This is a genomic window from Microbulbifer aggregans, assembly GCF_020524005.1.
Lineage (GTDB): Bacteria > Pseudomonadota > Gammaproteobacteria > Pseudomonadales > Cellvibrionaceae > Microbulbifer > Microbulbifer aggregans_A.
This window is the reverse complement of the sequence record NZ_JAIVKK010000001.1, coordinates 771061-783263: the sequence shown is the minus strand read 5'-3', so window position 1 is coordinate 783263 and position 12203 is coordinate 771061. Positions and strand designations below refer to the sequence as shown.

Genomic DNA, 12203 nt, shown 5'->3' with positions numbered 1-12203 from the left:
TTGCAAACCTGCTCACCGATGATTTTTATTGAGCCATGGAGTTTATTTTTTCTACATCTGCCCAGGTAATTATCTATTTTTTGTGGAAGTCAGGAGTTGTCGGAAAAAGATGGCTGGTCCCTTTGCCTCTTTGCATCAGTTATGTGGCTTAGCTTTCAGTTATCTTCCTTGAGTTTTTCTGATGCTCTATAGCGAATTAATTTAGTGAGGCTTTTCATTTTAAGACTTTGATCTTCTTTGTGTATAGTTGGTTTTGGTTTTGGTTTTGGTTTTGGTTTTGGTTTTGGTTTTGGTGATGCAAAAAATAGGTAAGCACTAAGAATGCAGGGTTTAAAGGTGGGGTTGATGGGCAAAAAAGTAATAGTAAATCATGTGATGTCTAGCGACATGCACAGTGCGATTTTTGATGCCTTGCTAGGGTATTTTCAAAGTTTGAAATCACCTTGTTTTGAACACCTTGTGACGGTTGACCCCGATCCAGATGTGGATGTCTATCACTTCCATCGACCAAATCTTGCAAAAGACATACCTAACAAGTCGATCTCTACTGTTCATCATGACCTCAATGATGGGGATGCTTGGTTAGATGCTTCGAACTTTGTGAATGCATATAAGAAAAATGCCGTGGTGGCGTGTTTGAATTCCCAGCAAGCAAAAATTTTACGTGAGGACTATGGGATTGAGCAAACGGTTGTAATACCTCACGGTGTTAACAAGTCACTTTTTGACGAGATGGTGATAAAAGAGGAAAGGCTTCCTTTTGGGGAGAAGATAACCCTTGGGGTTCTGTCTAAAAGATATGGGAGGAAGGTGAAGGGGGAATTTCGACTTTACGAGATAGCGAAACGTTTAGATCCCAATAGGTTTAACTTTATCCTGGTTGGCGATGGTCGAATGAAGGATTACCAAATATTGCGACGACTGGGTTTTGATGTTTTATGTTACTCATACCTCCCTTACGAGCTGATGCCGCAAATCTACAATGAGCTTGATGGGTTATTGATGCTCTCTAATTATGAGGGTGGGCCTGCGAGCCTCCCCGAAGCTATCTACAGCCGGACTCCTATTTTTTCTACGCGTGTAGGTATGGCTATAGATTTGATTGATCCTGAGTCTAATTTAAATGGCATTTTTCTGAAGGAAAACTTTGATGAGATGGCCAATCAAATTAAAGAGTACTTCATGGAGGGGAGTGATCCGGTTTCATTCACTAAAATTCCAGACTGGAAAGATGTTGTTGGAAAGTATGAAAATGTTTATTTGAGGGTTTTGGGAAATGAGTTCTGAAATTCTTATTGCTGATGGCTTGCACATTCACAAAAAAAACTTTTCTAGTTTATTTGAATTTCTAGCATCAGCGAATATTACATATCATGTGTTTTGCGACCACGATGAGTTAAGAAATTGCACGCTGATATCATATCTTTCCTCTGAAAAGCTCAAAAGGTATGCTTCTATAGTAGAGGGTGAAAAGAAAGAAGTTATTTTCGGGTATAAATATAGAGGTGTGTCTGTTTTTGATGTCATTCGTGCTGAGCTGCTTAGTGGGTTGATATCTGATGGGATGTATACATTTTCCTTTGATCGGGAAATCGATTTTTTTGAGTATTGCTTTGAGAATGCTCGAAAGGAGCTTGTGGTGTGTTATTGCGCTGCAATGTATTGGTTGGACGTCTGGCACAATGAGTTAACGAAAAATAATTACAAGTACGTGATCATATTTTCCGGCTCTTCGATCTCGGCGAAATCAATGCTGCGCCTTTGCCGGTATAACTCTACCGAACCGCTATTGGTCGAAAGCTTTTTTACGGGGAAGCATTTCTACTTAGAAAATAAATACGATCCGATTGCAAATAATTCTGATTTGCGATTTTGCTTTCCGAGTTTTAACTCGGAAATTGATTTGGCGCGATGGTCAAACTCTTGCGAGTACTTGAATGGTGTCGGGTCTAATAATAAGAATGTAAAGCAACCGACAAAAAAGCAAGATATTCCAATTAAGAATTACTTATTGCTTACTTGTCAAGTGATTAATGATTATTCGCTGATTGACTCCTTCCGGGATCTGACTTCGAGTATAGAGTTATACAAAGAAATTATTGGGTTGGTTATTGGTCACACGGATTATAATCTGGTTGTTAAGGTTCATCCTTGGGAGCGGAAAAAGGTTAAAAGTGCTGAGCCGGTAACATATCTTGCATTGGCTGAATATTTAAACAGTTTCCAGGCTCATGAGGCGAGCAGGGTTCTATTGACTGAAGAATCTAATCTTCATCACTTAATATCTGATTCAGTTACTACAATTACTCTGTGTTCTCAGTCTGGGCTTGAGGCTAGTTTTCTGGGTAAAAAGCCGATAATAATAGGTGGCTCCTTTTATTCAGGTAAGGGGTTTAGTCACGATATAGAAAGTCCCAAGTTGTTACCAGCTCTTTTAAATAGTGATTTTCGAAGTTTTCTTAGCTTAAGTGAATTTAATCAGTTTATGGCATTCATGAATTATTGCCTTTGCGAACACCTTGTTTGTTCTGAATTGGATTCCTTTGATAGATTACCCCAAATTTTTAATGACGGTAGGGGCTGCGTCTCGAATTCAGCTGGATTTTCTACAGGGAAAAGATTCTGGTATGAAGCGGAGTCTGGATTTTTAAAGAGAAATCTATTTAAGCTAGTAGAGAATCCCTCTCAAGTGTTTAGGGACCTTCAAGTTATATATAGGCGGCTGGCGAAAAAGGTCGCTTACATTCGATGATGTGGCGGTCTCTATATAGTATTTTTTAGTGGTTGCTTTTAGATTTAGTAAGTCGAGTCTTTAAATGAAAAAGAAATTTCACATTTCGTGTTGTGGTCGCAGTGGTAGTAAATACGTGGCTGCGGCACTCAAAAATATGGGTTTTTCTGTCCTCCACGAGATGGGGGATGATTGGCCATTTCCGCAAGGGAATGGTATCAAATATATAGCTCAGAATAGTGATATTTTCCAAAATTATGATGGAATAATTGGTTGGAAATGGTCTCTACTTACCCCTCGCTACGCGGAGTCATTTGATCTGCAGTTTCATATGGTTCGAAATCCGATTTCTGCTATTGAATCGGCGACAACGCATGCGGATTCTTTGTTCTCTACCGTTGAAAGGCATTTAGGTATGCCGGAGTTTTTGTCTGGAGTAGAGTCCGAGGAAACAATAAGACTTGGAAGGGCTATTAACTATTGGTTGCGCTACAACGAAGCTTTTGGGAAGGGTAAGCCGATATTGAAAGTTGAGGATTTTTCAAATGCTGGGGCTACTTTTATGACCTTTAGCGAGATGGTTGGGGGCGCGCAAAAGGCTGGTGAACTATTAGGATTCCTTCCAAAAGATATCAATGCTAGGAAGCAGGCTAAAAGGCGAGTTTCTTTAACTTGGAAAAAGTTAGGTCAAAAATTTCCTGTTCAGGCAGATCAAGTAAGGTTGCTAGCGGAAAGCTACGGCTATTCGGTTGAATGAAGTTTGTGCTGTAGGGTTTTCTCTTTATTAAAGAGGTTTTAGATGGATCCAAATACTGGGAATTTAAAAATAACATGCCCTGGGACTATCGTCTTTTTGGGCGTCAGGAAATGTTTCTTCTGGAGCAAGTGGGTAGTGCAGTTCAGGTACCCCAAGCGAAAGGTGAATGCGGCCTTGTTTCATGTACAATCTCACTATCCGGGCCGAAATATTTTTGGTAGCCGGAAAGCCGTGAGTTTGCAGCTGAAGGGCCGGGCTGTTCATTTGGCCTGTGGCTTGAAAAATTAGTGGAGTAGTCAGTGCAGATAACAACGTCCATTCCGGGTCAGGATAATCTTGTCGAGGAAGTTCTTGCGAGCTTCACCACCCCGGGCACGATTGTTGACATAGGAACGGGTTCCGGCCTCGCAGCACGCCGCTTCTTCGAGGCCGGCTGGGAGGTGACCGCCACGGGGTTCGATATGCATGCCTATCACAAGGATGGCGAAGGCTTACCGGAAGGTGTCCGTGTATTACCAGATTTGGACATCTGTAATATGAGTGCCATTGAGAATGCATCGATGGATGCTGTCTGGTGTGCCCATGTGCTCGAACATGTGTCCGACACCGGCCGAGCCTTGGCCGAGATTCGAAGAATCTTGAAGCCGGATGGATGGCTATTCGTGGCAGTTCCTCCTTTCAAGCATGAGGTTGTGGGTGGGCATGTCAATTCCGGTTGGAATATCGGAACCCTGATGTATGTTCTGGCTGATTCTGGCTTCGACCTATCCGAGGGGCGCTTTGTCCGTCACGGGTATAATATTTTTGGTATGGCTCAGCGCGGACCGGGAGTGCTAACGAATGGGAAGCTGCATCGTGCGAATGGTGACCTTGAGGCGCTCTTTAAAGCGGGACGCTTTCCCAAGGGCTTTGAAGCCAAGCAACGATTCAACGGAGATTTACCTGCGGTCAACTGGAAATGGAATCGGGCACCGAGCTCGATAGCGGTGTCTCGGTCAATGCTCGCATCGCCCGGTCCAGTCCCCAAAATGCGCATTGGTTTTTTCGTGCCCTGGATTACCCAGGGGCAGGGTGGCACAGAAAATGTCGGCCATATGATGGCCAACGCTATGGTGGCACGTGGGCATAAAGTCGCTATATTTACTTTCGATAAAAAAGCTGGCCCATCACTGTGGCCTCTCGCCGACAGCATTGAATTAGTCCATTTGTCTGAAAATGATGATGAAATAGCAGATCAAATGATGTTGGTCGAGGTTGCCAGCCGAAACCTCGATTTGCTTGTTGGTCTACATATGAACCGAACCTTCGTACGGTATGTTCGCTGCGCTCAGAAAGTTGGGCTCCCAATTGTACTCTCGGAACATATCGATCCTAGGTTTCCGGATTGGATCGGCACTTTTTCAGCAGATGAGCGAGTGGTGGCTTTTTCTGGCGCCACGCTGATCCACACTCTTGTAAAGGCCTTTGTGCCAACGCTGCCGAACTTTCTCAAGCCGCGTGTGCGAGTTGTACCCAACACCATACGTGAGCCCAAAGCGCTGGCAGAACCTGGCAAGGAAAAGGATGTCAAGTATTTGCTAAGTGTTGCACGCCTTGTGCCGCGTAAGAATACATCTCGCTTGGTCGAGGCTTTCGCGAGCCTGGCTTCAGACTTTCCTGGCTGGAAACTTCGTATCGTAGGTAGTGGCCCAGAGGAAAGTGCTCTCCGAGGGCAGGCCCGGGAGCTAGGTGTTTTGGATGCCGTCGATTTCATTGGTGCTCTGGATGACCCTTATCCCTCCTACCGTGAAGCGGACATTTTTGTGATTCCCTCGATTTTTGAGGGGTTTCCCTTGACACTTTGCGAAGCACTCGCCCATGGAGTGCCAGCTGTTGGTTACGAAATATGTAATGGTGTTAATGAGCAGATCATTCATGGCGAAAATGGTTTCTTGGCACAAGGGGGGGATGGAGTTGGCACGCTTCCAGTAGAGCTTCGAAAATTGATGGAGGATCGAGGCTTGCGTGAGCAGATGGGGCGGGCAGCTCGTGAGTCTTATCTCTCACGTTTCAGCAATGAAGTTATCTACTCAGCATGGGAAGAAATGTTCGCTGAAGCCCACGAGATGGGCTTAGTAACCTCTCAGCCTCGAAATAAAGATATAGCAGCTGTACGGCTCTCAGAACTTATCTGGGGAGCGGTCGAAATTGAGTACTCCGGTAATAATAGTAAGGCCTGATATCATGGCGAATAACCAGACTGCATTCCAGCGTTTTGCTGAACTCTTGGATACGAAGCAAAAAGAATTTGATGTTGATCGCGACATTCGTGAATATGTTTTATCGGCTTCAAAAAAAGCAGTTGCTTTCGGGTATGCCAGAGAAAACATAGAGAATAAATTTGGTTCAAATCTGCCGAGCCTTTTTCCAAATATTGCCAGTGTTGACGATCCGGGCATAAATTACAGTGAATTATACTTTGCATCAGGAACAATATACCGAGATGCCGAGCATTCACACGGTGGGGCTGTAAAACTCTTCAATGAAATGCCGGAAACGTCCGAAGTCATACTGTTTGAAGCTGGATTTTTAGCCACAACTCACAGCTGGTCTCATAGCTTTAGGGAAGGTAAGCCTGAATATGCGTGCTTGGGGTATGTCTATGACGATATTTCCCATTACTTTATGGCGGATTATCCTAATCGGATTATCCAGAAGCTGAATAGTGACGAGAAGCCTAGCACTGAAGAGTTGGTGCGTGTGGAGAAACTGATCAAGCGTCTTGTTGAGCGACGTATCAGCAAGTACAACGCCCAGCCCATGCACGCTCCAGCAATGACTGAGGGATATGTCAGGCGAGTCCTCGTATGTGACCAGGCCTACGCCGATGCCTCGACTATTTATGGCAAAGTCGATGAATCGGCGTTTGAAAAAATGCTCGTTGCCGCGCTCCAAGAAAACCCGGATGCGGAGATTCTAGTCAAGACTCATCCAGACAGCAGCTGGGAAAAGAGCAAGCGCTCGGGGTATTACTCGCACCTTACTTCAAGCGGCCGAGTTCGTCTTTTGCGCGAGCCAGTCAACCCTTATTGTATTTTCGATTTGGTAGACAAGGTCTATGTCGGCACCAGCCAGATGGGACTTGAGGCCCTATTCGCGGGCAAGGAAGTGGTGTGTTTTGGTGCGCCGTTTTATGCGGGTTGGGGGCTAACGGATGATCGCCAGCATATCCCGCACCGCCACCGTCAACGTTCATTGGATGAACTCTTCCATTATTTCTATATCTGGTACACGATTTACCATGTGCCGGGATATACGGTGCCAAGCAAAATTGAAGATGCGCTTGATTATATCGAGGCTAATCGTCCATACACTCTTCCTCCATCCGAAGCGGAGCTGACAGCTCCCCCCAAAGTTTCAATTATCGTGCCTGTTCATGGAGTGGAAGACTATATAGAGGAATGTCTAACCTCGATCCAGAATCAGTCACTACGTGAAATTGAAATTATTCCAGTTAATGATTGTAGCCCCGATCGCAGCCAAGAAATTATCGATAGGCTCGCCTCTAAAGACGTTCGGATTCGTCCTATTGTGTTGGGTGAGAATGTGGGACAAGGCTTTGCACGTAATCGCGGAATAGAAAACGCACGAGGCGAGTATATCTGGTTTATTGATGCCGATGACTGGATGCCGAATCGCTACTTTTTAGAAAAGGCAGTGTCACTCGCCGATCAGGAAAGTAGTGACATGGTTCGCGGGCGCCGGTTATTTAAGCAGTTTGAATCTAATAAGCGCGAGCCAAAGATCGTCTCTGATATCGGTGAAGAATACTTTTCTTACACTATAAAAAAGACTACATTCAAAGAGTTTCCTGAAATTCTTTTAAGTTGGAATTTTTGGCTTTGGTTATATCGAAGAGATTTTGTTGAAAAGCATCGAATTAAATTTGATCTCACGCAGATGGAAGAGCGCTCTTTCATTATAAAAGCTTTATTGTGCTCCAACCAGATAAGCTTGATTAATGAAGATGCTATTCGTTACCGTGTGCGACAAGATTCCACCATGCGAAAGTGTAAGTCCAAGAGAAATGTTCAGCAGATGTTGATGAACTTCACTATCTGTACAGAGCTTTTTGTCAAAAGGGAGGCTCATAAAAGGGATAGTCCTTTTAATAGGCATTTTCGGATTGTCATATGGCAGTTTATAAAAGCATTATTCATGGGGTGGACCTATCGGTCGATAAGAAAACTCAACGACGATGCAGTTAGGGCTGAATTTTTTCATACTGTAAAAACTCAGCTTTTAAAAAGCGATTTCAGTATACATGAAGAAATTTCTCCCGAAGCTTTTTATGCAACGAAAGATACTAGGGTTCCCGTTGCCTTAAAGCTTGCTGTGGCTGCGGCAGTAGCTGGTAGATATGATCTGGTTGATACCGCTGTTAATTTAAAAAAACTAACTCAGACGTCATATCTGGATTTCCAGTTAGATGAGCCCCGTGATTCTAGTCAGGCTGATCTGCAAGTAGCGTTGAACGATTATGCTCGAAATAACGTTGATACGGTGGAGGGTGTCTATAATTTAACAGGAGAAAAACCTCGAGTCGTAGTCCATATAGGCGCCACAAAAACCGGTAGCACTTATATCCAGCACTTTTTTGAAAAAAACCGACCTGCTCTTCTTCGTGCGGGAGTGTGGTTCCCCGAAGTTGGCCTGTTCTGGCAGCCTACCCGGCCCCACAAGCAAGCTGGACATGCCGGCTTCGCAGATGCTGCGGTCAAGAGTCTACCTGGCCTGCGTGATTATATCGAAGCAGGCTTGGCGTTGATGGAAGGGAGAGTTCACACTATCGTACTATCGAGCGAGGCTTTCTTCCTTAATCAGCGCGCGCACTGCATAGCAGAGTATTTTTCCGGTTATTCCGTTGAGATGGTAGCGTATCTGCGTCGTCAGGATGAATGGGCCAATGCGCAATATTGTGAATTTGTGGCTGGTGGCGCCGTCGGTCGGGTAGATATCCCATTTGGCGAGTGGCTTGAGCGACCTATAACCCAGCGTAGGCTTGATTATCGTGTTCCGCTTTCCGAATGGTCGGATATTATCGGCGTTGAAAATGTGAAAGTTCGTATTTTCGAAAAAGCTCAGCTACATGATAGCGGTCTTCTGGCTGATTTCGCCGAGACTTGCAGGCTTCCTATTTTACTGGATTTGCCAGAGCCAGAAGCTGACGACAGGAATTCTGCTCGGTTGTCAGCAGCTCACGTTGAGTTGGTTCGTGTCTTCAATAGCCGCCCCTTTCGTGATAACGAGGCCTATTTCAATTTCATTGAAGAGGTTACTCGAGGCCTTCAAGAATGGCGTGCAGAGCAAGGGTTGCCAATGCCAAAGCCTTGGGTTATCTCCAATGAGGTGGCGTCAAAAATCATGCGTGATGCTGAGGCTGTCAACCGTGAAGTGGCAAAGACCTATCTGGGGCGAGAGCGTGAAACGCTATTCGCACCCACGGTATCCACCCAAGAAGGAACTACTATTTATCCCGAAGAAATAGCATTGGTATCAGCCGCTTATGAGCGAGCCAAACCGAGTGACACGTTATCCTCAAGAGAGGAAAGAAAAGTCCTCCAAAAGGTCGCTGCAAAAACACAGGACGCTCGGAGCGTCTCGGAAACATACCGTCTCCCCAAGCCGGCTAAAATTGTTAATTATGGGGTGTTTGGCTGGCGTTACTGGGGATTGACTCCTGTTTTAGCAATGCTTTATGCCCGTCGAGCGACACCAGAGAGATTGCGTGACTTTTTAATAGAGCCTGCAGAGTTCGCGCGGGAAAACTGGGCGCAGCAACACCCATTCATCATTGGGTTGCTTTATCCCAATGCTGACCCTCTGGGCTTATTCAGGCTCTCCCGTATTTGGGTGCCAGTTATGAAGGCTCTCGCCAGGCTTTCCGGGCGAGGAGAGCTCTCCGGAGCTATCGTGGATGACCCCATCCGTTTTGCAAGGGTCATGCGTAATCCTCTTAGGCGAGCTATTGGTCGGTTGATGTTCCCCTGTGGGGAACTCCGGTCACAAATTTAGATGTGCGGAATTGTTACACGCTGAGCTTATAGGGGCAGATCGAAGTAACTTTAATTTTTTACGTTCGTCTATGTTTTGTAGTTCTTTCGAAGCGTTATTGATCTTTTTGGTCTGTTAGAGATACGGAGTTTCTTATGAAAGGAATTGTCCATATCGGGACGCCAAAGACTGGCAGCACTGCTGCCCAGTCTTGGTTTGCTCAAAACCGTGCAAGGATGCTTGAGTCTGGTATTCTTTACCCAAAATCTCTTGGTGCTCATCATCACATCAAGCTTTCGACAGCTTGTAGAGACTCTGGCAGGCCAGAACGTGGCTTCAAGTTGTTTTCAATTGCGTCACCCAGTGGCCACCAAAAATTTCAAGCTGATGTCGAACTCCAATTCGAAGAAGAATTAAAAAAGACCCCTCTGTGTCAGCGTGTATCATCTCGAGTGAATGGCTCTATGATAGGCTAACGGAAAGAAAGGAAAAAATTACGCTAAAGGTTTTTTTAGAAAAATTCTTTGACGATTGTGAAGTCGTGGTTTGGTTGAGGCCTCAGTTGGATTATATTCTTTCATTCGCATCGACGATTTCTCGAACTGGAGGTGTTTTTGATAGAGGGGTCCTGGAAAAAATATCTGAAACTGAGGATCTCAATTACAATAAGTCAATTGTGGAGTGGGAGTCTATTTTCGGCCGTGAAAAAATTATAGTTTTACCCTACAAAAGAGTCCCTAATGTAGCGGAATATTTGGTATCCCGCGCTGGTGGTAATGCAAACGACGATTTTGAGATCGAGCGTGCGAATGGTGCGCTTGGTGTTAACGTGGTTGCGCCGGGTAATCAAGTTAGGGTTCCGCACGCAAACAAAGAGTATGATTACGGCTGGCACCGTCGAAGATATTTCCAAAGCATCGTTTCAGAGGGAAAACTTAAATTTCAAAAAGCTGCAGCAATCCAACTTCAATCAGTATTTTTTGACGGTAATGCAGAGCTGGTAATGCGTTTTGATGAGTTGAAAGATGGAGACCTTGAGCCAGACTGGCATCGCTATCCGCAAAAAGGCAATCTCAAGCGACTCGATTTGGATTGCGCTTTTTCTGATGAGCTTAGTCAATTAATCGAATTAATGGAGTCCAGCAATAAAGTTCAAAAGGCTCTAACTGAAATTGCCTTGGCTGAATTGGCTATCGCTAGAAAGGAAAAGCCGGATCAGCATTTCGAAGCTGCGGACAAGCTTTTGAAAGCAGTTGGTAAAGGTAAGAGCTTGCCTGGGCAATTGAATAGCGCTCAAAAGAGCATGCAAAGAGTTAAGGGGTTGAAGTGAATCTCATTTCGGAACTCTATTGTAGCGCGCAGCGGCCTAAGTTGAGCTATTGTTGAATTCTTTGTGGACTGCCAGGTGGTTGTGCGTTAGTGTCCCGAATAATTTGGAGGGTTTATTTGTTGTAGTGGGCTAGGCGAACCCTCTGCTGTTGGGCCCAGATTTTTAGATGGATCGATACTTTGGAGAATAGGGTTTCTAACCTGTTGTAGCGGGTCGTTTTTGTAGATGGTTTCAGTTTTGAAGTGAAACTTTTTGTTGAGACCCTAGGCATTGATTCTTGTTTCTTTAGAAGGGCAGAGAGAAGGGAGTTACTACTTCTCCTTTTGTTTTTATTTTTCGTCGGCTTCAGTTTCTCGGTTAATTCCTGCTTTTGGATTGCATGGGATGATTGGAAGATGCCTTCTCCTAATGCGAAAACTGGTTTATCGAAGATCAAAGATTCCAGTAATGTAGTGCTATTTATGCCAAGAACTGCTGTACATTCCGCGATTAATTGATACAGATCTGTTTGAGAGTCAAGTAATACTCTGCTCGATCTTCTGTCAAAGGCTAAGTCTGGTATTTTGCTGTTAAGTGGGTGAGGGCGGGCTATTATTTTTAAGTGTTTAGGTGTGTTTTTATCTGCCCAACGTAATAAGTCTTCCATTTTCTTGAGGGGTGAAAAGAGGGTGATGTTTGTGTCAGTCTCTAGTTGTAAAGGCACGAATATATAGCCTTTATCTTTGATGATGTAGTTTCCGTTACTTTCCCTAAACTTACTTTTCCACTGCTCTATCAATCTGTTTTCATTTTCCGAAATCGGAACGGGTGATTTTCGCGCGATAGAGCTTTTTGCATTCACCCCCATTGGGTCTATGTAGAAAGTTCCTTTTTGTGGAAACCAGCCGGCCTCAATAAACAAGTACTTCTGGTTGGGGTTTAGGGCTTTGGAAAGGCGTATAAAATCTTGCTGATAGTGTATTAGGCCATTCCACAGCATAATTGAGTCTGGATTGAAATCTAAAATTATATTTTCGAAGTGTTTAGTCCGATAATCTCTAATGTCTTTAAGTGTTTCTTCTGGGGTGGCCCGGAACTGATTTTTTAGTCGTTTGTTTCGGGGGAGAGCAAAAAAAGGTATCCCTGTGTCCGCTATTTTAGCTCTAATAATATTCTTACAATAAACAGAGTGTGGTTTGTTAACGGAGTTTCTATATAAAACCTGTACTTCTTCTTCTAGAAGAAGGAGTACTTGGTGTCCTTTTTCTATTTCACGTTGTGCAATTGCACAGATATGATCTGCACGTAAAATATCCGGCATTGGTTCATAAATGAGGACTTTCTTCATTTTTCTGTCGATACTGTTTCGTTGA

8 protein-coding genes are annotated in these 12203 nt (G+C 44.4%); 7 read left to right on the top strand and 1 reads right to left on the bottom strand.

Annotated features, from left to right (window positions below):
* The first annotated feature begins 345 nt into the window (after positions 1 to 345).
* The 7 genes from LC093_RS03300 (at position 346) to LC093_RS03270 (ending at position 10851) form a co-directional block, all read left to right on the top strand.
* A complete protein-coding gene (locus LC093_RS03300) occupies positions 346 to 1287 on the top strand; it encodes a glycosyltransferase family 4 protein (protein WP_226662011.1) in 942 nt (313 codons plus the stop codon).
* Positions 1277 to 2752 (top strand): hypothetical protein, encoded by a 1476-nt coding sequence (locus LC093_RS03295; protein WP_226662008.1) that lies wholly within the window; start codon positions 1277 to 1279, stop codon positions 2750 to 2752. Before LC093_RS03300 ends, LC093_RS03295 begins: the two co-directional genes overlap by 11 nt.
* 64 nt (positions 2753 to 2816) lie before the next feature.
* Positions 2817 to 3488, top strand: a complete 672-nt coding sequence (locus tag LC093_RS03290; RefSeq protein WP_226662006.1) for a hypothetical protein — start codon at positions 2817 to 2819, stop codon at positions 3486 to 3488.
* 299 nt (positions 3489 to 3787) lie between these two features.
* The gene (locus LC093_RS20420) at positions 3788 to 5707 is read left to right on the top strand and encodes a glycosyltransferase (protein ID WP_226662004.1); all 1920 of its coding nucleotides are present in this window, start codon (positions 3788 to 3790) and stop codon (positions 5705 to 5707) included.
* Between the two features lie 4 nt (positions 5708 to 5711).
* Positions 5712 to 9542, top strand: coding sequence for a glycosyltransferase (locus LC093_RS03280; protein ID WP_226662002.1), 3831 nt, complete (start codon positions 5712 to 5714; stop codon positions 9540 to 9542).
* A gap of 134 nt (positions 9543 to 9676) precedes the next feature.
* Complete coding sequence (locus LC093_RS03275; RefSeq protein ID WP_226662000.1) at positions 9677 to 9997, top strand: hypothetical protein; 321 nt, start codon at positions 9677 to 9679, stop codon at positions 9995 to 9997.
* An 86-nt stretch (positions 9998 to 10083) separates the two neighbouring features.
* On the top strand, positions 10084 to 10851 hold the full coding sequence (locus LC093_RS03270) for a hypothetical protein (RefSeq protein WP_226661998.1): 768 nt from the start codon (positions 10084 to 10086) through the stop codon (positions 10849 to 10851).
* A gap of 112 nt (positions 10852 to 10963) precedes the next feature.
* Here LC093_RS03270 and LC093_RS03265 read toward each other — a convergent pair whose 3' ends face one another.
* Positions 10964 to 12178, bottom strand: a complete 1215-nt coding sequence (locus LC093_RS03265) for a hypothetical protein (RefSeq protein ID WP_226661996.1) — start codon at positions 12176 to 12178, stop codon at positions 10964 to 10966.
* Between the last annotated feature and the right edge of the window lie 25 nt (positions 12179 to 12203).